At 49.8% G+C, this 22163-nt stretch carries 20 protein-coding genes; 10 read left to right on the forward strand and 10 right to left on the reverse strand.

Going from position 1 to position 22163, the window contains the following annotated elements; genetic code table 11:
* The first annotated feature begins 45 nt into the window (after positions 1-45).
* The 3 genes from AC1S52_RS16330 (at position 46) to AC1S52_RS16340 (ending at position 3027) form a co-directional block, all read left to right on the forward strand.
* A complete protein-coding gene (locus tag AC1S52_RS16330; protein ID WP_482030093.1) occupies positions 46-1257 on the forward strand; it encodes a M20 metallopeptidase family protein in 1212 nt (403 codons plus the stop codon).
* A 177-nt stretch (positions 1258-1434) separates the two neighbouring features.
* Positions 1435-2751 carry a DEAD/DEAH box helicase gene (locus tag AC1S52_RS16335; RefSeq protein WP_482030094.1) on the forward strand — a complete coding sequence of 439 codons (1317 nt, stop codon included), beginning with the start codon at positions 1435-1437 and terminating at the stop codon, positions 2749-2751.
* A 48-nt stretch (positions 2752-2799) separates the two neighbouring features.
* Positions 2800-3027 (forward strand): hypothetical protein, encoded by a 228-nt coding sequence (locus AC1S52_RS16340; protein ID WP_482030095.1) that lies wholly within the window; start codon positions 2800-2802, stop codon positions 3025-3027.
* Positions 3028-3251: 224 nt separating this feature from the next.
* Here the strand turns inward: AC1S52_RS16340 and AC1S52_RS16345 are convergent, their stop codons facing one another.
* Entirely contained in the window at positions 3252-4364 is a 1113-nt protein-coding gene (locus AC1S52_RS16345) for a saccharopine dehydrogenase family protein (protein ID WP_482030096.1), read from the reverse strand.
* A gap of 374 nt (positions 4365-4738) precedes the next feature.
* Between AC1S52_RS16345 and AC1S52_RS16350 the strand changes: the two genes are divergently transcribed.
* Positions 4739-6313: a sensor histidine kinase gene (locus tag AC1S52_RS16350; protein ID WP_482030097.1), complete on the forward strand. Its 1575-nt coding sequence runs from the start codon at positions 4739-4741 to the stop codon at positions 6311-6313.
* Between the two features lie 94 nt (positions 6314-6407).
* Here the strand turns inward: AC1S52_RS16350 and crtO are convergent, their stop codons facing one another.
* Positions 6408-8084, reverse strand: a complete 1677-nt coding sequence (gene crtO / locus AC1S52_RS16355) for a beta-carotene ketolase CrtO (protein ID WP_482030098.1) — start codon at positions 8082-8084, stop codon at positions 6408-6410.
* Between the two features lie 92 nt (positions 8085-8176).
* Between crtO and AC1S52_RS16360 the strand changes: the two genes are divergently transcribed.
* Entirely contained in the window at positions 8177-9103 is a 927-nt protein-coding gene (locus AC1S52_RS16360; protein ID WP_482030099.1) for a GDSL-type esterase/lipase family protein, read from the forward strand.
* A 47-nt stretch (positions 9104-9150) separates the two neighbouring features.
* Here AC1S52_RS16360 and AC1S52_RS16365 read toward each other — a convergent pair whose 3' ends face one another.
* Positions 9151-10320 (reverse strand): glycosyltransferase, encoded by a 1170-nt coding sequence (locus AC1S52_RS16365; RefSeq protein ID WP_482030100.1) that lies wholly within the window; start codon positions 10318-10320, stop codon positions 9151-9153.
* A gap of 340 nt (positions 10321-10660) precedes the next feature.
* On the opposite strand from AC1S52_RS16365, the gene AC1S52_RS16370 reads away from it, so the two are divergent.
* Complete coding sequence (locus AC1S52_RS16370) at positions 10661-10870, forward strand: hypothetical protein (RefSeq protein ID WP_482030101.1); 210 nt, start codon at positions 10661-10663, stop codon at positions 10868-10870.
* Between the two features lie 78 nt (positions 10871-10948).
* Here AC1S52_RS16370 and AC1S52_RS16375 read toward each other — a convergent pair whose 3' ends face one another.
* Entirely contained in the window at positions 10949-11692 is a 744-nt protein-coding gene (locus AC1S52_RS16375; protein WP_482030102.1) for an ATP synthase F0 subunit B, read from the reverse strand.
* Positions 11581-12153 carry a pantetheine-phosphate adenylyltransferase gene (coaD, locus tag AC1S52_RS16380; protein ID WP_482030103.1) on the reverse strand — a complete coding sequence of 191 codons (573 nt, stop codon included), beginning with the start codon at positions 12151-12153 and terminating at the stop codon, positions 11581-11583. The genes AC1S52_RS16375 and coaD overlap by 112 nt, the downstream gene beginning before the upstream one ends.
* 314 nt (positions 12154-12467) lie before the next feature.
* Here coaD and AC1S52_RS16385 point away from each other — a divergent pair, with 314 nt between their 5' ends.
* A complete protein-coding gene (locus AC1S52_RS16385; RefSeq protein WP_482030104.1) occupies positions 12468-13409 on the forward strand; it encodes a hypothetical protein in 942 nt (313 codons plus the stop codon).
* Positions 13410-13498: 89 nt separating this feature from the next.
* Here the strand turns inward: AC1S52_RS16385 and AC1S52_RS16390 are convergent, their stop codons facing one another.
* The 4 genes from AC1S52_RS16390 to AC1S52_RS16405 all read right to left on the reverse strand — a co-directional run bounded on the left by AC1S52_RS16390 (position 13499) and on the right by AC1S52_RS16405 (position 16525).
* A complete protein-coding gene (locus tag AC1S52_RS16390) occupies positions 13499-14113 on the reverse strand; it encodes a glutathione binding-like protein (protein WP_482030105.1) in 615 nt (204 codons plus the stop codon).
* Between the two features lie 79 nt (positions 14114-14192).
* Positions 14193-15089 (reverse strand): PTPA-CTERM sorting domain-containing protein, encoded by an 897-nt coding sequence (locus AC1S52_RS16395; RefSeq protein WP_482030106.1) that lies wholly within the window; start codon positions 15087-15089, stop codon positions 14193-14195.
* A 331-nt stretch (positions 15090-15420) separates the two neighbouring features.
* Positions 15421-15924: a GNAT family N-acetyltransferase gene (locus AC1S52_RS16400; RefSeq protein WP_482030107.1), complete on the reverse strand. Its 504-nt coding sequence runs from the start codon at positions 15922-15924 to the stop codon at positions 15421-15423.
* 1 nt (position 15925) lies between these two features.
* A complete protein-coding gene (locus AC1S52_RS16405; RefSeq protein WP_482030108.1) occupies positions 15926-16525 on the reverse strand; it encodes a MiaE family protein in 600 nt (199 codons plus the stop codon).
* Between the two features lie 326 nt (positions 16526-16851).
* On the opposite strand from AC1S52_RS16405, the gene AC1S52_RS16410 reads away from it, so the two are divergent.
* The 3 genes from AC1S52_RS16410 to AC1S52_RS16420 all read left to right on the forward strand — a co-directional run bounded on the left by AC1S52_RS16410 (position 16852) and on the right by AC1S52_RS16420 (position 19960).
* A complete protein-coding gene (locus AC1S52_RS16410) occupies positions 16852-17160 on the forward strand; it encodes a DUF6464 family protein (protein ID WP_482030109.1) in 309 nt (102 codons plus the stop codon).
* A 115-nt stretch (positions 17161-17275) separates the two neighbouring features.
* A complete protein-coding gene (locus AC1S52_RS16415; RefSeq protein ID WP_482030110.1) occupies positions 17276-18805 on the forward strand; it encodes an anthranilate synthase component I family protein in 1530 nt (509 codons plus the stop codon).
* A gap of 696 nt (positions 18806-19501) precedes the next feature.
* Positions 19502-19960 carry an RNA recognition motif domain-containing protein gene (locus tag AC1S52_RS16420; protein WP_482030111.1) on the forward strand — a complete coding sequence of 153 codons (459 nt, stop codon included), beginning with the start codon at positions 19502-19504 and terminating at the stop codon, positions 19958-19960.
* Between the two features lie 301 nt (positions 19961-20261).
* On the opposite strand, the gene AC1S52_RS16425 is transcribed toward AC1S52_RS16420, so the two are convergent.
* A complete protein-coding gene (locus tag AC1S52_RS16425; RefSeq protein WP_482030112.1) occupies positions 20262-22142 on the reverse strand; it encodes a CHASE2 domain-containing protein in 1881 nt (626 codons plus the stop codon).
* Positions 22143-22163: the final 21 nt, after the last annotated feature.

Raw genomic sequence — 22163 nt, forward strand, 5'->3', positions numbered from 1 at the left:
TCTGCCTGGGAAATGCCCGGTATCTATCAGGAACTATCCTTCACTATGGTTTCAACCTCACTCCTTCCTCTATCTGTAGACTCAGCGCGCATTCGGGCAGATATTCAAGACTTGCATCCTCAAATTGTGGAGTGGCGTAGACACCTGCACCAACGACCTGAGTTGGGCTTCCGGGAGCAACTGACGGCAGAATTTGTATCCCAAAAGTTGCAGGAGTGGGGAATTGACCACCAAACGGGGATTGCCAAAACGGGAATCGTTGCGATCATTCCGGGCGGTAGACCGGGACCGGTGCTGGCAATTCGGGCAGACATGGATGCACTGCCAATTCAGGAAGAAAATGAGGTTTCCTATCGATCTCAGCACGATGGGGTAATGCACGCCTGTGGTCATGATGGACACACCGCGATCGCCCTTGCAACTGCCTATTACCTGTCCCAACACCGCGACTTCTTTGCTGGCACGGTCAAATTCATCTTTCAACCCGCCGAAGAGGGTCCAGGTGGGGCAAAACCCATGATTGAAGCAGGGGTACTCAAACATCCTGATGTGGATGCCATTGTTGGTCTGCACCTGTGGAATTTCCTGCCCATAGGGACGGTTGGGGTCCGGAGTGGTCCCTTGATGGCAGCGGTCGAACGGTTTGAGTGTACCATTTCTGGCAAAGGAGGACATGGTGCCATTCCCCAGCATTCAATTGACTCGATTGTGGTGGGGGCACAGGTGGTCAATGCATTGCAAACCATTGTGGCTCGAAATGTAGACCCGATCGAGTCTGCGGTGGTCACGGTGGGCAAGTTTCACGCTGGCACAGCGAATAATGTGATTGCTGCCAGCGCCAAACTGAGTGGTACTGTGCGCTACTTCAACCCCCAGTACGAAGGCTTTTTTGGCGATCGCATGGAGCAAATTATCCAGGGTATCTGTCAGGCGCACGGTGCCAGTTACAACCTGGAATACCACAGCCTGTATCCACCGGTGATTAACGATGAACGGATTGCCCAACTCATTCGCTCAGTTGCCGAACATGTTGTAGAAACCCCCGCTGGGATTGTTCCCCGCTGCCAGACGATGGGCGGTGAAGATATGTCCTTCTTCCTCCAGGAAGTTCCCGGCTGCTATTTCTTTCTGGGTTCTGCAAACCTGTCCAGAGGGCTATCCTTTCCCCACCATCACCCCCAGTTTGACTTTGATGAAACCGCCCTGGGAATGGGGGTTGAAATCTTTGTTCGCTGTGTAGAAAAGTTTCTTCCGTAACCAGCATGTTAAGATAAATATTCGCCACTCCATTCCGGTCTGTTGTTGGCGCATTGGAGCTTGTTTGTTCGAGAATTGTTCGTTCGAGCCGTCCAACTCATCCATAAATTCACTGCTCTTAGACTGGTCCCAGCATTTCATTTGGGGTAGGGGCACCATCAGGAGCAACCATAATTCATGACATTTCGTACCCTCGGTCTTTCAGCCGAACTTCTTCGTGCTGTTGCTGATGAAGGCTACACCACACCAACGCCGATTCAGCAGCAGGCAATTCCTGCCATTTTGCAAGGGCAAGATATTTTCGCCAGTGCCCAAACTGGAACAGGCAAAACGGCGGGTTTTACCTTGCCTTTATTACAACGCCTCAGCAACGCTCATCCCAGCAAAGGGAACCGTTCTCCCCGCGCCCTCATTCTCACCCCTACCCGCGAACTGGCAGCCCAGGTTAGCGATAGTGTTAAAACCTATGGCAAACATCTGTCGCTCAAATCGTCAGTGGTTTATGGCGGTGTTGGCATTGTGCCGCAAATTCAAGCTCTGCGGCGAGGGGTTGATATTGTGGTCGCCACCCCCGGTCGCTTACTTGACCACCTGGGACAAAAGACCCTCGACCTCTCCCAAATTGAGATCCTGGTGCTGGATGAATGCGATCGCATGTTAGACATGGGCTTTATCCATGACATCCGCAAAGTTCTGGCATATTTGCCCTCCTCCCGGCAAACGCTGATGTTTTCTGCCACCTTCTCTAAAGCGATTCAGCAGCTTGCCAGCACCCTGCTAAAATCGCCTACTCTGATTGAAGTGGCACCCCGCAACACGGCGGCTGAACAAGTCGAGCAGATCGTTCATCCCGTTGATCGCGATCGCAAACGAGAACTGCTATCTCATATGATCGGCTTCCATAACTGGAAACAGGTGTTGGTTTTCACCCGTACCAAGCATGGTGCTAACCGCCTGGCAGAACAACTGGCAAAGGATGGGTTGAAAACCAGCGCCATTCACGGTAACAAAAGTCAGGCAGCCCGAACCCGTGCTTTAAACGACTTTAAGCAAGGAAAAGTTCGGGTTCTGGTTGCTACGGATGTCGCATCGAGAGGGTTAGACATCGACCAGCTTCCCCATGTGGTGAATTTTGAACTGCCCAACGTTCCCGAAGACTATGTGCATCGCATTGGTCGCACCGGACGGGCAGGCAACGAAGGGCGCGCCGTCTCCCTGGTTTCTAAAGATGAATATCCACTGCTGAAAAGTATTGAACAATTGTTGAATCGAACCCTGACGAAAGATGTGATTCCAGGATACGAACCCACGGGTTCATCTCAGTCTGGGGCTGATCAAGCCAATCCTCAGCGCTCCGGGCAACGTCGAGGGCAGTCGTCGGCACAACCCCGGACTCATGCCGCCCCCAGCCGCCGCAACCAGGCTAGTTCAATCGAAAATCGCTCTAGCACTCCGCGTCAAAACGTCAGTCGCAAACGGCTTCACACAGCTTAAGCGACTGGTAAGGGTAATGATTGAGCCAAGCATAACGAGGACTTAACGATGTGGCGGGTTATGATTCAATGCTCGGCTGATGCTTGGCGCAACAATGCCACAGTTTTTAATGCAATTGCTGCCAAATATCCAGGAATTCCCATCTCTGCTAAAAAGATGAAAGACAATGAATCTCGCTTGATGGAATATCAGCTTGAAAACGTGAGTGATGCTGAAGAATTCGTGGAAGAATGCTTAACCCTGGATGGTTTCACCGCCACCTTTGAAGCTCTCTAAGAGACTGCCTTAAAGGGGATAGGATGGTTGTTGACTGACAAATCTTTGGACCCTTATCCCCCGACCTTTTTCGAGCATAGCTCTGCCGGGCGTGCTCAGATTGAACTGTGCTCTTGGGCGAAGACCACCTCTTTGATTTCTGTTTGCAGGCGGAGAATTTGAACGCCTTGTCTGGTGTAGCCCCAAATTGCAGGAACACCTAACGGGGCATGAATCACTTTTACTCAGGAATAGCTTGAGTCAAAATTACGCTGAATCTCAACTCCTCGCTCTTGCATGGTTTTTTCAAACAGGTCAGTTGGTAAAGCTTCCTCCACCGTCCATACGCCGGGTTTATGAAGTTGGTTTGAGAGCAGGAGTTGGGCAACGCTGCCAGTACCACAACCGGCGGCGATCGCCGTATTGGGATGCACCAGGGTTGAGCAACTGCGTGCCGTTTTACCATCTTTCTTACCAGTCACTTCTGAACGAATGGCGACACCAATGCCGCTCAGGTGGTCGGTAACATCGGTCATCAAGTGGCTAACGTGGGATAGGAATTCAATCACGGGGGTTTGCTTTAGCAGCCAGGGGTGCCACCAGCGGGCAACACTCCAGGTGAGAAGGTTATAGAAGCGGGGAACGGTACCAAATTTGGTGATAACCGTCTTTGCTGGAAATGCATTGGGTAAGGTGAATGCCTCCGGAACATCAAACCAGTAAACATCGACTGGACCATAGGTGGGAAACTGGATGATTTCGCGATCGCTGTAGGGTTTCACCAGTTGCCACTGCTGATCAATCCATGCCTGAAACGGGCGCTGGAGTCCTAAAAAGGTGGTTCGCATCACGGTAACACCTGCCCCCCCGGATCCAGCAACGACATAACTGAGATGAATCCGGTCTGGCTCATCCAGTTGTTCTACATCTTGCCGCACCATGCTGTTAGAAATGCCAGGGAAGATGCCCGTGTTGACAATGGCGGTAATGCCTGCGGCTTCTGCGGCAGACCTGCAATCCATCGCCTTCCGGGTAAAGGAAGGATGATCACTGACATCGACATAATTGACACCCTGAGCGATACAGGTCTGAAGCACATTGGCATCCCGGTGGTGAAAAGGACCGGCACAGTGAATCACGACATCTGAAGCCGAAATTGCGCTGGTTAGCTTCTCCCGATCTGCCAGGTCTAACTTCAGAAACTGAACCCGATCGCCCAGACGCGCTCGAAGCCGATTGCCAACGGTAGCATTTCTGCCAGCCAGGGTGATCTGCGCCTTAGTATGGGCGATCAAATCTGCGGCAACGCTGCTACCGACCCGTCCACTTCCGCCCAGAATTAAAACATGATTTGTCATCAGACTTGCTATCCAGAAATGTAATGTTTTGCGAAGGTATTAATCATTTTTTTACAATTTTCTAATTGTTTTGGGGTGATGGGCATTCTTATACCCATGAAAAAGTTTTTGTCCGCTATTCCATCCTCCCATTCACAAATAAGATTTACCAACAAATTATGCAACCTGGATCTGAATGCCCATACTGTTCCTACCCTTTACTATGTCATGTCCGACGGGGGAAACTTTACTGGTTTTGCAACCATTGTTTTTGCGATGTGCCCTATGGGGTTGAGCAACAAAATTGCCCGAATTTTGTTGCTAGTTCTGCCCAAATTCAATCTGAAAATCTTGTCCTGGATATAGAAAAACAATCGCAATCATCTATCTCCAGGATGCATTCCCTTCAATTAAAAGAACAAATCACCCAACTGCGCCACGAACAGGAAAAGCTGAAACGTCTGCGGGACGATTTTCTGAGTAACACATCCCATGAATTGCGATCGCCATTGGCAAATATTCGTTTGGCGATTCAAATGCTGGAATTGGCATTACGCAAACAAGGAATCATTTCTGCGGAACCAACTAATCGTGAATTCAGTCCGGCAGGGATTGGACACCATCTGACGGTTATCAAAGATGCTTGTGAGAAAGAGATTGGTTTAGTCACTGATCTGTTGACGCTGCAAGAGCTTGAGGCAGGAACTCAAACGCTGCTACCGACTAAAGTTGCCTTACAGCATTGGCTGATAGACTTGGTCACGCCCTTTGAGAACCAGGCTAACCGCCAACAGCAACAACTCAAAACCAATATTTCAGCAAATTTGCCCCCTCTCATGACAGACCTGGCTCTGTTAAAACGCCTGCTGACCAAACTGTTGGACAATGCCTGCAAATTTACACCCGCCGGAGGACAAATTACTGTCAGTGCATCTGCCCACGCAGGCTTGGTGAAAATTCAGGTCTGTAATTCCGTTGAAATTGCTACCAGTGAACTGAAGCATGTTTTCGATAAGTTCTACCGGATTCTGGGCGAAGATCCCTGGAAATATAGTGGAACCGGGCTGGGGCTGGCACTGGCAAACCAGATCGCCGTCTGTTTAGGCGGCACCCTTCAGGTAGAAAGTGGGGCTGGTCAAACCTGGTTCTCGGTGGAATTGCCCTGTCCAGAGAGTCCTGCCACGACTCTGATGGATAAGCTGATGAGTTATGTGGCTTACTATCTAAGTCGGGGTAAGCAGGTAGTCAGCCCGATGGATGGACGCTTACCGTTTGAAAGCTTGGTCTATGAGTACTGGGGCTATCATCGAGACTTTTTAGAGGTTTGGCGGCAACTGCAACAGCGCCACGATTTCCAAAATCTTTACCTGGAGGGAGATATTTATTCCTTTGGGCAATTTCTTCACAGTGGTTGCGCGGTTGGCGAATGTGCCCGCTGCCAGTTACCTATCGCGATCGCGTCCGACGTTACCTACAATTCCAACTGTCCCTGTGACCAGTTGCTTGCATCCGAGCAAGACTCCTCTGCTGCATCCACCGATCTCGCTACCAGACCTGCACCGGGTCAGGCTTTTCTTGCCATTGGTCCATTGCCCCCTGATTCAGAACAGCTTGATAGCCTGCTCAAACTCAACGGGTTGGAGGTCACGTTTGCCCCTGAACCAGACGGCATCCCACTCCAGTTACTAGCTCAATCCTTCAGTCTGGTGATTATCCATGCAGAACTTTCTGAAGCCGAGGTAAACCGCTGGGTTACCAGACTGCGGTGCTATCCCCAACTGGAGGAAGTTCCTATGGTGGCGCTGGGTGCCCCCAATAGCTTTAGTCTCCCCTGGTCAGAGCGAATGCAACGGCTTGAAGATTATCTGTTGCCCCCCCTGGGAGGCGATCGCCTGGCGCATTATTTATGCCATCGGAGCCACTCAGCGCAATCCACAGACCAGCCAGATCTCCACTGGTTCCCTCGTTAATTGGCGTTGCTGAAGCTGGGGATGAAAAAGGGACTGGATGCTTGAACCTTCGTTTCAATTCATCCCGCTTTTCAGCAACGCTCGTTAATTTGGCTCAGCGAGGTTTTAGTGATCGCAACCATGCTTGCGCCCGTTGTAGTGTTTGGGCAACGGGAGTCTGAGCTTGCAAAAAGACGTGGGCGCAATTCCGTCCCGGCATTCCCGAAATCGACCCGCCGGGATGGGTTCCGGCACCCGTCAGGTATAGCCCTTTGATCGGAGTCTGGTAATTTGCCAATTCTGGTAGGGGACGGAGAAAGACCATCTGTTCCAGGGTCATATCAATGTGGTAGTAGTTGCCCTTGAACGCTCCTAACCGTTCTCCCAACTCAGCCGGACTTTCCACCCGACGGGCAATAGTTGCCGTTTTCACATTCGGAGCATATTCAGCTAATTTGTCGATGACGCGATCGGCGACCTTATTTTTTAGCGCATCAGTCCAACCGGTTCCATGCAGTCCCGTGCCTTCCAGTCCCTTCACCTGATAGGGCGCAAAAAACTCGATCCAGAGGGTGTGCTTTCCAGCGGGAGCCATCGACGGGTCGAGCATGGTGGGCTGCACGATATACATGGAGGGGTCTGCATCGGGAATTCTGCCCATCATCGGATCGGCGTGGGCAACCTCCACATGCTCCATTGAGTCTGCAATCAGCACGGAGCCAATCAAGTACTCGTCCCGATGGTCGTACTGCTCAAACCGCAAGGGTTCAGCCATCGCCAGGTCAATTTTCAAAATGGTTTCGTTGTTGTTGACAATCCGACGTTCCAGGCGATCGCGTAAATTGGGATCTGCGCCATCCACATCGGCAGCATCCATTGCCTGAAGGAACAAGCGCTTCGCATCAATATTAGAAATGACCCCTCTGGTTGCTCGATATTCCGTGCCATTAGCCACCCGCACGCCAACCGCCCGTCCATCATCCACCAACACCTGCCTGACGGATTGGTCCGTCAAAATTTCACCGCCCAGGGACTGAACCAGCTTGACCAGTGCTTGCACCAGTGCGCCCGTTCCCCCTTTGGGTCTTGCCATGCCAGGATTGTGGCGCATCGACATCATCATCGCTCCGATCGCCAGATTTTTTTGGGAGGGAGGCACCCCCATTTCAGCCGCTAACCGTGCCAGGGGGGCTTTCACCACCTCCGAATCAAACCACTCATTCAGCAAATCCTCGGCACTGGAGAGCATGGTGCGCAAAAAATCCAGCGCTTTCTGAGTAGAACCCACCGATGCCATCACAGCTTGAAATTTGGCGAAATCATAATTTCTCAGAATGGTGAGAACGGATTTCGGTGGTGCATTGAACATGGGAATCAGCGCACTCACAATCCGCAGCCAGTAATTTGTAAACTCGGCATACTTTTCAGCATCCCGGGGACTGTAGCGCTCAATTTCAGCACAGGTTTTTTCCAGGGAACGATGCGCCAGAAAGTACCTGCCATCTGGTTGGGGGCAGAACACAACCGGGTCACAAAACAGATACTCCAAGCCATACTTGGTCAGCTCCAATTCTTCTACCACCGGACCCAGATGGATAAACTCATGGTCGATCGCACACAGGTTGAACTTAAAATCAGGCAATTCTGGAATCACAGCTTCCGTAGTGGCGGCTCCACCGGGCACCGGGCGCTTTTCTAGCAGTAAGACGCTATACCCCGCTTTCAATAGATAGGCAGCACACACTAAGCCGTTATGTCCGGCACCGATCACAATTACGTCGTAGGTTTGCATGGAGGTCGATTTTATTGAACAGGTGTAACAACTTTCCTGATGTGCCCAAAAGAGCAGTGTGAATATTCTTTCAGACGTTCGCCCTGTTTATAATGACAGACCCGCTTACCCTTGCCGCCGCCGCCCTGGCTCAACACCCGCTTAAACTGCCCACTCTCCACCTGACACCGCCATTCAATGCTTGCAAATTAGGACTGTCAGAACTCCAGCCAGTTCGCCTGAAGGCTTACCAGGCTAGGGCAAGCGTTCAACCCGATTCCGGTTTTCAACAAGTTGAGTTTTCTCAACCCAGGATTCAACTGCCTCGTTCCAATAGCCAGTTATATCGCCAGCGGCTTGAGGCATTGAGGGCAGGACAACTCTACACTCGGCTGCCTGCGGGTAGTTTTCGGGCAGCCTGGGCAAAAACCACTCAGCCACCAACCTACCAGCAGTGGCAGACTCTCCTGGCACGCGAGGCGGCTGCGGCTGCCAAAGGGCAGGGCAAAAATCGGCTGAGTGTCATCGTCGGAGACTCCTTAAGTCTGTGGTTTCCTAGCGATCGCCTGCCCCAAAATCAGTTCTGGCTGAACCAATCTCTTTCAGGCGACACCACCACTGGCATCCTGCGCCGCCTTTCCGCCTTTGCCAAAACTCGCCCCAATGTGATTTATGTGATGGCGGGAATTAACGATTTGAAACGGGGTGCCAGCAATACCCAAATCCTAAAAAACCTGAGCCAGATTGTTTCTCGCCTCCAGCAGATTCACCCTCAGGCACAGATTGTGGTGCAATCCATCCTACCCACACGTTCTGCCAATTTCTCCAATCATCGGATTACCCAACTGAATCAACAACTGGAGGAACTGGCGTTTCAGAATAATGCTTTTTACCTCGACCTCTACTCCCAAATGACCGATGGCGCAGGAAACCTGCATCCCGACTTGACGACCGATGGAGTTCACCTCAATGTTAGAGGGTACGAAACCTGGCAGATGGCACTGAGCCAAGCCGATGGGTGGATGGCAATGGGAGGATGATTCAGCACCAAGGGCTTTTCTTCAGTCCGCTCCAAGCATATTGGTTGTTAGCCTGAATTTCTGAGAACAGGCTGTCCGGTTGCAATCACTGATTCAATGATGTTGGCTGCTTGCTGTACCCCACCAGAGTTTTGAATCGCAGATTGTAAACGCAATGCCTGAGTCTTATACGAATCCTGAGTAAACACCTTATGAATTACCGATCGCAAGCTAGCAACGGTTAAGTGCGAAATAGGTAGCATCTCCCCTAAGCCTGCCCAAACGATGCGAGCAGCGGTTCCAGGCTGATCATTTGCGATTGGAATAGCAACCATTGGTACTCCATTAGCTAATGATTCTAGAACAGTATTTGCTCCTGCGTGAGTGATCGTGAGGGCAGCTCTATTAAGTAACTCTAACTGCGGTGCATAACTAATAACCAAAGGTTTTCCAGGCAAGGATGACATTGCCTCCAGTGACATTCCGCCCCCTAATGAGAGCACCAACTGAACATCGAGTCCGACACAAGCAGCAGCAATTGTCTCGAATACTGGGAAAATCCGATTTTGAATTGTTCCCATTGATGCATAAATCAACGGTTGCCCGGTTAATTGATCCCACGGAAAAGAGACTTTCTCTCGTCCAAGAGAACTGTGATAAGGTCCAGTAAAGTGAAAGTGCGGTGGCAGGTTAGCACGAGGAAACTCGAATTCAGCAGGCTGCTGGCTGAGCTGAGCCAGTTTAGAATAGTTGTCGTTCGGATGAGCATGGAGAGGTAATTTCCACTGTTGCCGATACTCCGCCGTTAACTTCCTGATAGTCTTCGTTAAGACGGTTGATAAGGTGTAACCAAGGCGGTTCCGTAATTTGGCACTCCAAGTCGGGCTATATTGCCAAGTCGTAAATATCGGTGGAATGCTAATGTCTTTATTGAGCGGCAATGCGGCACACAGGCTAATAAATGGGATCTTAAGGTAATCTGCAACTGTTCCTCCGACTGGAGAGCATTGATCAACCAATAGAACTTCAATTCCTTGAGATTTAATCACCTTCGGCGCATCCTGAAGAATCACTCGCATATCTTGCTCAACAGTTTTAAGAGTATGCTTCAAGGAGGCTATCCCACTTAATTTACCTCTCTGGGTCAAAATTTCGGCATCTGAGCCAATCGGTCGCGCAGCCTCACCAATTGTCCTGAATCCAAAGTTCGCGGCTAGTATCTTATCCCGAGCATCCAAAATGTTTAGAAAGGTAACGCTATGTCCGCATCGCTGAAGCTCATAACCTAAGACAAAGTGGGTAGTCAGGTGGCTTCCCGTAGGACAAATGACACCGAAATGGGTCATAGGAATTCAAGCCAATTATTGGAACGCAGAGGATTATAAATTCAAGCAGTTTAGCAATATATCGTTGTGACAACAAATGAACTTTTTGCGAAATCATCCGTCTACAGACAGAAGTTTCTACAAACCTTGTTGGTTTTGTCTAAATTGATGGGCAGACTCAACTTAGATTTGTAAAGTATTCAACCGCACTTTTTGTCATATGGGTAGAAAAAAAGACCACTCCTTCTTGATCATGGTTCTAGTTTGTAGTACTGCTGGTGCGGTTCTGTTTGGAACAGCTAGCTGGGCAGAAAGTAATAGCTGCATGCAAGATGAGGCACTTACGCCAGAATGCCTGACTAAAAATCCTGCTACTAAGACATTGGAAGGTGTAGGGTTTGGCTTGGTCGCCGGAGTTGGAGCGGCTATTGGTGCAACCTGGAATGCAAAACGTCGAGGATAAATTCTGTTTGGACTTCGATTCTTACCCATAGAGACGCGAATTCTCGCGTCTCTTCTTTATAGGGGAGTCAATGAGGGGTTAATTCTTAGCGCGATCGCCCTTTGCACTAGAGGATGAACGCATGGAAGAGCCACCAGAACCAGGTTCCCTACCTCGCACGACAGGCGGTTCCGGAGTGGGCTGAAGTTGCTGGCGACCATTGCGAACCACCCGCATCATTTCGGTCAATTGGTGTTCCATCTCCTTCAAGACGCGATCAGCATATTCATCTGCCCCTGCCTGGATTTCCTCACACTCTTCCATTGCCAGACGGTGCATTTCCTCCAGTTCTTGCTGTGCCTGACGCCGCATTCGTTCCAGTTCAGCGATCGTCTGTTCCTTTGCCACTTCGCATTCCTGCTGAACTCGCTGACGAATCTGCTGTGCCTCAAGCTCCGCCTGCCGCAGAATGCCCATCTCATTTAAAATCTGAGCAGCCCGTCGTTCAGCAGTTTCAATCATTTCCTGAGCATATTGCTCCGCATGAAGCAAAATCTCTTCCTTATGATGAACGACATTCTCTGCTTCATGAAATGCCTCTGGCAAGCTTAACCGCACTAGGTCAAGCTGCTCCAATAGTTGCTCTTCGTCAATCAGCGTGCGACGACTCAACGGAATCCGAGGGCTATCCAGAATAATTTCCTCCAGCCGGTTCAGTTCCTGCTGAATGTTTACGTTTCCGGTTCGCCCACTGTCTCGGTTGAGCGTTCCATTCTGGGAGGCTCCGGTACCGGCGTTGAGTCCTGGGTCTGGGCTGATGCTAGATGAATCTTGGCGTAACATTTGTAAATATCTGGAGCGACTTGTTGGGGAACAAGATGGTCAATTGGACCACCAAATCGGGCGATTTCCTTCACTAGACTACTGCTTAAAAAGCTGTACTCATTGGAAGTAGCCAAAAAAACAGTCTCAATCTGAGCAGAAAGGGTTTTATTAGTATGAGCCATTTGAAGCTCCATCTCAAAATCAGAGAGCACCCTTAACCCTCGAAGCAATACCGTAGCCTGCCGCATCCGAGCATAGCTGACTGTCAACCCGTCAAAGCTGTCCACTTCTAAGTTAGAGAGATGATGGGTGGCTCGCTGAATCTGCTCAATTCGCTCTGCCACTGTAAACAGAGGCATTTTGTTTGGATTTCGCAAGACTGCCACCACGACTCGGTCAAAAAGTTTGCATCCTCGTTCAATAATATCGAGATGCCCCAGGGTAATGGGATCAAAGCTACCAGGATAAATTGCTAGCACAGGCTGGAACTAAAACCACTGAGGCTGATTATAAAAGCAATTGTCTTGGGTAAACCCCTCCTGTCAGTTGTTCAAGCTTGAGGTCAAATGAAATGCCTTCAGAGGCTTTGTGGACTCTATAACAGGGAAATCAGCAGACGATTCAGGTAGACCCCAAATTCAAAGATTTCATTACTCTATCAGACCAATAGGGTTTCTCAAAAGGAAAGTATTCCAAGATCGCAGGGGGCGTGGGGAAACCGCTCTAATGAAACATCCCTAAGAAATTTCACGGATCTGAGACTTTAAGGTTTAAATAGAGATAATTTAGGGTGGTGTCATTGAATCTCTTGGGGTTCATTCCCCGCCTCTTGGGGCGAAACACCGACCGGGACTTGCCCCGTGGGTTCATACCATTGATTGCGCCGATGAAATCCTGCGCCGTATTAAGGGGACAGATGATGGTCGTAACCAGAGAGCTTTTAACCAGCGTCTATACATCAAATCCAGCTCTGGTACAGAAGGCAGAAGCAGAGATCACGGACTTTGAAAAATCATTTGCCCCTGGGGTGTGGCGTCATTTAGACAAGGCAACTCTGATTGCTGAGATGCGATCGCGGATACGGAATCCCTTCCAGGTAAACCAGGGAGGACAGCCATTCTGTGGTCCTGCCTCCGTGCTGGTTGAACTGATCTGGAAACAGCCACTCCGCTACGTTGAAATCTGCCGCACTCTGTTTTTAGTGGGTGGGTTCCACGGAGCGACGCAGTATATCGCCTCTTCCGATCAGCTACGGCAAGCCAGCTACGGCAACCTGCGAATGCCCCAAACCGACTGGATGATTCTATCAACCCTACGGGAGGCAGAAAACTTCTTGTTCCCCGTAGAACCCAACGCCCCCGAGCTGATTCGTAACCTGGCGGGTATGACGAAATCCTGGGAAATGAAAGGTTGGGTGCGGGAAATTTTGGGCTATAAAAATGTTCAATACAATCATGCTTACCTGACCAACGACATTGGCACGATGAACGATGCCACTGCCGCTTTAAAGGCTGGGGGAGCCGCCTTTGCCCTGATTACCGCTGAAGGTATGCTGACCGATACCTCACCTCGTGTTCGGTTCCCCAGTCATTGGATTGCGTTGCTGGGCAATATTGAAGTCCAGGGTGATCCGGTCATGTTCGACATTTTTACCTGGTCTAAACAAATGCGTCTCAAGATGGATGTAAGTTCGTTTAAAGAACATCTCTGGGCGACTGTGACGGGAACTCCGTAAATAGGGTAAGGGGTATCGGGTACGGGGTGGAGGCGTGAGCTTCAGCCGGTGAGGTGGGGAATTGCGCGAGAATTCTCAATGGACGCGACTCAGGCATTACGGGAGGGGACATTCATGCCTTTTTGAACGGCGGGGCGTGCCTGGATGGTTTCAAACCAGCGTTTCAAGTTGGGATGGTGGTTAAGGGTCAATCCTTGAAATTCATAGGAAGCGACCCAGGGGAAGGTGGCAATGTCGGCGATCGAATAGTCGCCACAAAGGAACTCATATTTTTCCAGTTGACTGTCTAGAACGCTATAAAGCCGCAGGGTTTCTTTCTCGTAGCGATCGATCGCATAAGGAATTTTCTCTGGCGCAAATCGCTTAAAGTGGTTCAGTTGTCCAAACATGGGTCCAACGCTTCCCATCTGGAACATCAGCCATTCCATTACCAGAAAGCGACCTTTTGAATCCGTTGGCATTAGCTTGCCAGTCTTTTCTGCCAGATAAATCAGAATGGCACCTGACTCAAAGATGGTCATTTCAGGGTCGCGATCAATAATGGCAGGAATTTTACTATTGGGGTTGATCGCCACAAATTCAGGCGTGAACTGCTCTCCTTTGGTGATGTCAATGACATGCACGTCATAGGGCAGTTCAACCTCCTCCAGCATGATGGAAACTTTCCGTCCGTTGGGAGTTGTAAATGTATAAAGGTCAATCATGGAAGACCGTTTTAGAGAGGGTTGATAGCATTTGCCTCTCTACTGTCACACAACTCCCAAAAAAGATCTGAGGATGTTGTTACTCAAACGATTCAGACTTTGTTTTCAGCATTTCAGTTTTACGTCTGCGAAAAGCTGCCACTCCCATCCCGATGATGCCAGGCAGGAGAGCGGGTGTCGGAACGGGTGTTGTGCTGTCGGCAGGGGTTGTAGGTGCCGTTTCCTCCCCCGGAGGATCGGACTCATTCTCAGAGAAACCTGACTCATTCTCAAAAGCCGTTGTTGTAATGCCAGCTCCACCACTGGAGGGGTTTGACCCACCCCCACCAGAGCCTGACCCATTCCCAAATAAAGCGGGTAGAGCCGCCAATCCAGCGCCTAAAATTCCAATCAGTGGAGGAGATGTGAGGGCAGCTTCCGGACGATCGCTGAAATACACCGAAACCTGGGATAGCCCTTGGGGATTTCCTAGCTCATCGGTACTGACTCCAAGGGTGTTCCAGCTCAGGTCAGTGGCGCTTTGCAGCGTTCCGGCTGGGATGTAGTAAATGCTAAACGCATTGTTGGCTCTCAGAACGATCGCCAATGCTTTTTCAGACAAATCAATCCCGGTGAAGTTTAGGGTTCCCGTGATAGCCCCCAGCCCTGTTTGACTTAAGCCAAGGGTGTTAGGACCACTTTGATTCGGGTTCAGGTTGACATCAAACGTCCAATTCGTAATGCCATCAAACACTCCAGAGTTGAGGATTTGATTGGCAGAAGATGTTGTTGCTTCTGCGCCCACCTGACGAGAACCGACACAGGAGGTAAATCCGCTGACCCCTCCTACATTACAGGGGAGAGATTGCAACTGAACTGAGATGGTGGAGTCTAAAGATGGACTATTCAAGTCGGCGGCATGGGACAGGGAAGTCACGAATGGACTAAAGCTCAGAAAAACCAGGGTAAGTCCAGACTTGAGCAAGGTTACATACATAGTCTTTTAGACAGGAAGGAAACAGGAAAAGTAGTGACTTCTTCTCAGCAGGGTGGTTGTGTTTATTACACCGACTGCTTTAATGCAAGCGCAATTAAGGCGCTAGATGGCACCCAGGAATTGATAGCCTGTTCAATGTGGGTAAACTGCCCTTCAGCAAGGTTAGGCAAGGTTTACTTAAAAGCTACTTAATTGATGAAGCGATAGAGACCCTTCTCCGTATTAATCACTAATAAAGCATTTTCTCAGAAGAAGGGAATAACCTGGTTGTGAAAGTTTACCGTAGTTTTACGGTTGAACCGAAGTTTGATGTTGAAGTGAAGCCTGGTTGCTAAGGGTTTACCGCTGATGGCTGGATCAGTGATTTTACATAAACCCGATCGCAGCGCTTTGTCTCAACTCCCTCTGCCGGTTGGTAGCCACTGCTCTCGTATAGTTTGACGGCTTCCTGCAAAACACTGGCGGTTTCAATCCAGATCTGGTCATACCCACGAGTGGCGATCGCGCTTTCTAACTGGTGCAGTAGAAAACGTCCCAGCCCTTGCCCTCTGGTTTCTGGCAGCAGGTACATTTTGCGGATTTCTACAGCATTCTGCCCCCGCTGGATGGGGTAGTAGGCAGCCGTGCCAACCAGATTTCCCTGCCGCTCAACAACCCAAAACTCGCCACCCGTTAACTGGTAGTAGGTTTCAATTTCCAGCACATCCCGGTCGGCATCCGTCGGTTCCCAGCCCAAGCCATACTCCGCCAGCACAGAACCGATGATTGCGGCAGCGGATAGGCGATCGCCCGGTTCCCAATCCCGAATCAGGAAATCTCGGTAGGAGGTATTCATTTCAACTATGAACTCTAGGTTCGGGGTGGAGGGTAAAAAGGAGCTTGCTTTCTACCGCAGCCAGTTCTTCCAACCGTTTTTCCACAATGGAACGGTCGCTGTAAGTGGTTGCCAGCATCCAGTAGGCTCCGTAGTGGCGAGCTTCTGAAGCCATCAAGCTGCGGTAAAATTTTGCCAGTTTGGGGTCTGGGCAATGGGCACCTAAAAGCCCCAAACGCTCATGGCTGCGGGCTTCAATTAGGGCAGATACCAGGAGCGCGTCTAGCAGACGATCGGGTTCCTGGATTCGGATTTGCTTGGTTAAACCCGCACCATAGGGCGGGGGAGCCAACGGCCGGAGGGCAATTCCTCGTTCTTCCAAAATTTGATTGACCTGCTCAAAGTGTTCCAGTTCTTCTTTAGCAATGGCGGTGAGCGATCGCACCAATTTTTCACTGGATGGATACCGAAACATCAGGTTCAATGCTACTCCCGCTGCTTTGCGCTCACAGTGAGAATGATCCAGTAGGATAGTGTCCAAATGGTTCAGCGCTTGATGTAGCCACGCCTCGGAAGTCGGTTGTTGTAAAAACCTGATCGTTGTGGGAATTGAGGAAATCACGGTCTAAAGTTGAAGTGTAGGCTTATAGCAAGGGCAGAGAGTCAGAGACGATGTCTGTTAAACCTCTTTGTACAGTTTATTCGTACAGTTTAGTAGAGAGTGATTAAATTACAGTCCTGTTTTGGTAGAGCATTCTTTGTTTTAGTCAAAGAGTCCTGTGTTGTTAGCCTAACGCCTTGCCGCAACTTGATCCAGATCTTTTTCCCATCCCCCCAATCAGTAATTTCTTTGTATGAGTTTGTATGAGATGGAGTCGCTAGGATGTAGGGTGCCGTTTGCTTAAAGAAATCCCGTAACGAGTTGCGATAATCACTGGTCAGCAGGCTATGGTAATAACGCTTATTATTGTGATTGCACTCATCCCAGCAATTTTCTCTTTGCTGTTGATGCGGAAAGCGGAATTGCGGGCAAGGGAGCAGTTGCGGGCAGCAATGAACTCATCCGTTACCCATCGGCTTGGCAGGTTTTATGGTTATCCCCATGCGCCTGATCATCGTTATGTGGAAGGGATTGGTTATTTATTTGGAGATATCACCTGCCGCTATAATGCCCGATCTCCCTACATCCGCTGTGCTGTCAACCCTGCTGGACCCTGTAAAGAATGTCCGCATTATGAGTCATCTGAGTCGGAGTGATAGGGGATGGGTGATGATGGTTAGGTTTAGTTATTGTAATGACTGGTTAGTGATTGGTAGTTAGTAGCACTTAAAGTTTGTAATGATTTTTCCCTCTTTCTCTGAATTTTCTAGGTTGGCAAGTCAGGGTAATTTTGTGCCGGTTTACCAGGAGTGGATAGCAGACCTGGATACACCAGTGTCTGCCTGGTATCGGGTTTGTGCCGGACAACCCTACAGTTTTTTGCTGGAATCGGTAGAAGGGGGCGAAAATTTGGGGCGCTACAGTTTGCTGGGATGTGATCCCCTATGGACGTTGGAAGCCAGGGGAGATCGCACAACTCAAACATTCCGTGATGGCTCAACTCAGGTGTTTGTGGGGAATCCCTTTGAGGCGCTGGCTGGCTGCCTTGAGCCTTACCATCCGGTCAAACTGCCCCAGTTACCCCCGGGGATTGGCGGACTGTTTGGGTTTTGGGGCTATGAGCTAATTCACTGGATTGAGCCTCGTGTTCCGGTCTATTCCGCCACCGAGAATGATCTACCCGATGGCTTGTGGATGCAGGTAGACAATTTGTTGATCTTTGATCAGGTGAAGCGCAAAATTTGGGCGATCGCCTATGCCAACCTGCGCGATCCCAACACCAATCTGGAAGCGGCTTATCAGCAAGCCTGCGATCGCGTGACTCAACTGGTTAATAAGCTCCAGTCTCCCCTGTCAGAGCAAGCCAGAATGCTGGCATGGACATCCCCCGAAGTCAGGAAAAACGGGGCAGGCAATCAGCCAGTGTCAACACCCAATGCAGGACTCTCATTCACGAGCAATACCTCTAAACAGCAGTTCTGCGCCAATGTGGAAAAAGCCAAAAACCATATTCAGGCGGGAGACATCTTCCAGGTGGTTCTGTCCCAGCGGCTAACGGCAGAATATATTGGGGATCCCTTTGCACTCTATCGGTCTCTCAGGCTGATTAACCCCTCACCCTATATGTGCTACTTCCACTTTGGTAACTGGCAGATCATTGGGTCTAGCCCAGAGGTCATGGTGAAGGCAGAACAGGCTGATCCCACGGCGGCGATGGTGGCGGTCGTTCGTCCCATTGCAGGCACCCGCCCCAGGGGTAAAACGCCCCAGGAAGATGTTGCACTGGCGGAAGAGTTGCTACAAGACCCCAAGGAAATCGCTGAGCACGTTATGCTGGTAGACCTGGGACGGAACGATCTGGGCAGGGTTTCCGTCAATGGTACCGTCAGGGTTGACGAACTGATGGTGATTGAACGTTATTCTCATGTCATGCACATCGTCAGTAATGTGGTTGGAGAGCTTGCCCCGGCAAAAACTGCCTGGGATTTACTCAAAGCCTGCTTCCCAGCGGGAACGGTCAGCGGTGCCCCTAAAATTCGGGCTATGGAGATTATTCATGACCTGGAGCCTTGCCGTCGCGGTCCTTACTCCGGTGCCTACGGATACTATGACTTTGAGGGGCAATTAAACACGGCGATCGCGATTCGGACAATGGTAGTTCGCTCGTTGGGAGGAGATAAACACGCGGTCAGCGTTCAGGCAGGTGCCGGACTCGTGGCTGACTCTGTCCCCGAAAAGGAATATGAGGAAACCTTGAACAAGGCAAAAGGCATGTTGGAAGCCATCCATAGCCTTAGTTGAGAGACTGTTGACTTGCATACACCCTGCATTAGTGTTACATTTCTTTGCAAATGGCGATTGACTATTTTGCCTTAGCTGATTGAGTAGGGATTTTATCGGGGTGTCTATCTCTAACTCGGTATCTCTACGTTCTATTCCAAATTTCTATCTCAGGATGTTGTTTGTCAGGCGTTGAGTTGCTTCAATAGCATTAAGCGTTTGTAATATTGATTCAATCCAAACTATTTTTCTGAACCAACTTGAATAGATGGAGTTGAATTAAATCAGAAATCCTGACTTCTCTCTGCTTGCACCCTACACACCGTGATACCTTAATGGATGGCATTAAAAACTCTGACATTGGTATAACAGAAGTTCGATGCTGGTTCCCAACCCTGCCGTGATGACAAAGAATTCGCAAATTGATGTTTTAGTTCCGGGCTTTCTGCTTTTGAGCCAGAAACAAGCAACACGGGGCTTTATGCGATATGTTTTTGAGCCGCAGGTTATCGTGTCATGAAAGTTGGCAGGGAGATGGATATTGATTCTTTTTTAAGAGATAGATTTTTCGTTCGGCTGGCGACAGCCAGATTGTTTATGGGGTGAAAGTCTATCCAGAAATGCCTTGACTGCTAAAGCCTAGCGCTGGACGCAAGCAGGTTTCGGGTTGCCTTTTAAGCCCGTTTAGTTGAATCACAGTTTGGAGGTATTATTTCCATGTCCGTTCGTCTTTATGTAGGCAATTTACCTGAAGAGCTTAGTCGCCAGGAACTGGAAGATGTTTTTGCTGACGCAGGCGATTCTATTTCTACCAAAATCATCACCGATCGCAAAACGAATAAGTGTCGTGGTTTTGGCTTTGTCACCGTTAAAAGCGATGAACAAGCGGATGAAATCATTGAAAAGTACAATGGTTTTCAGCTAAAAGATAACGCTTTGAAGGTAGAAAGGGCACAACCTCGCACTAAAGAAAAGGGTGAAGACCAACCTGGTAGTGTTTCAGAGGCTCCCAGCGCTCCTAACACAGGTAGTCGCCGGAAGAACAATAACAACAATAAGTCCAAGCGCTCTACGGGCGGTTCCCAATCTGACCAAGATGTACAACCCGATCCTCGTTGGGCACAGGAGCTAGAAAAGCTAAAGCAACTTTTAGCAGCTCAAACCACAAACTCCTGAGCATCTTTTTGTTGATTAAATCAAATCGGATCAGTATCTATCAGGGACAGTCCCTCTGAATCAATCCAGACAGATCGCTCAGATCCAGTGGGTTGACCAGATAGTTTGTCCCTGAATTTTTTTTAAGGGTTGTGAATGGTATACTCCAAAAACTTTACCCCGCCTACGGCACCTCTCTCCGAGTACGCAAATATGTAGAAGTGATTACAGAGAGTGTTTGAACAGCCCCATCCACTCATTCACATGCAGTTGTGCTTTACTCATCTAGACATCGCTGCAATATTCAATTTGCTTCACGTACTTACCAAAACCAGGATTGGGCAAGGGGAAACGTCAACTCGCAGAGCATTCCTTGGGGGGACACCGGAATTCTCTTAAATCTTCCTTTCAGTTGAGCAGCAAGCCTGCGGGCATTTTTTGTACCCTCTCCTTCGATAGATGGTTGAATACCTGTGCCATTATCAGCCACTTGCAGCCTGTACCAGTCTTTGTGGTGAGTGCCTGTAATACTCAGGTGAGTGGCTCCTTCAGCATGTTTGCCGACGTTGCATAATGCCTCTTCTAAAAAGCGACATAACCCGCGCTTTTGGTCAATCGTGAGCAGGTGTTGCTCAACGGGTTCAAATTGACAGGCAACTTTCAGGGTTTCAAACCTTGAAAAGTCTGGGCGCTCCAGGGTGTAGCTGTAGACCTCGTAGAATAGTTCGTGAATCGGAAGCTTGAGATCTATCTTGATTCCACTACCCAGATAGAGACTATCCTCTTGCACTAGCGTTTCTTGCTTAAGATGATCACTAATGCCTCGAATTTCTCGATTGAGGCTTTCAAGGGCTGAGAACACTTGCTCCTGAGACAAATAGCTATCCCGCATTCGCCTTAAAAGGCTGGCTAAGGTTTGTAGGGGACCGTTGTGAATGGTGTTGAAGGTTTGCTCCAGGGTGCGCTGGCGTTCATCCAGGCGGGTTTTCAGCGCTTTTTCCTGCTCATACACATATTCGTAAACCGCTGGGAATACCACACTCAGGTTGAGGGCAAGCAATGCCGGAACCACAGGGAGCCATAAGCCTCCAAAGGTTAAAAGCAGGTAACCCATGCCAACTAACAGTAAGTTAGCCACTCCGATCGCCAGGAGAGTCTGCATCAGTCGTTGAATCTGCCGCCCCAGAGCCACACCAACGGCTCCCCAGCTAACAATCCAGAGGTATTCCCATCCGCCTGCCCAGGTATAGAACAGCAATCGTCCATCCAGCACGGCACTGATGATCTGACTGACGGTATGCGCCTGAATTTCCAGGGAGTTGGTGTTACTGGTGGTTGCTGTTGGGATGATGGGTCGAATTTTGGGATCGGTGATGCCAACAATCACAATGCGATCGCGTAACCACTCCGGGTCAAAATCCCCGGTTTTAATCTGGCTCAGGGAGAGTAGCCGAAAGGGACTGGCACCCGTCCGAAAATTGAGTAGCATCTCAGGATCCCCCATTGGCGCACGCACATATCCTCCAGAATCGGGTTCCAATCGGGGAATCTCGGTCGTGCCAAACCGCATCGCATCCGGATCCTGAATCCCATTCGCCAACGCAAGGCTACTGTCGCGGGACACCAGATAAGCCTCAACCAGACGAATCGCCAGAGATAATTTGTAGGTTTTGAGGTCGATCGGATCAAGCGTCCCCAAAATCATGTGTCTCAGGTGCTGATCCCCATCGGGAATGACATCAATAAACCCTACCTGCTTACCTGAAAACCCTTTTGGTGGGGGAATTTGGTCAGAAGCTGGGAACAACCTTTCCGCCACAACTAGATTTTGCTGCTGCTTCAAGCCAGCAAAAAAACTCCCATTCGCAACCCTGGCAATCTGGTTTTGGGAAATGTGCAAACCAACCACCTTTGGCTGATAAGTTTGCAGAGTGTTCAGCAGGTTTACCAGTTCTGCCTCTGGGATGGGATAGCCGATTTTGTGGGTATCGGTTTCGTCAATCCCAACTAGAACGATTCGGTCATCTTCAGGCTCTGCCGGACGGAACCGCAAAAAGGCATCCAGGGCAACCAATTCCAGCCCTTGCAGAGATCCGGATAAACGTGCTGCCACTACCAGCCCAATCACCATCATTCCCGGCAATGCCCAGACGCGCCACTGGGAAAGGTTTTGTTTCAGGTGGCTCCAAAGGTTGCGTTGCACCGTCTCCAACTCCGGACTGGG

It is taken from the genome of Kovacikia sp. CALU 1929, assembly GCF_056784235.1.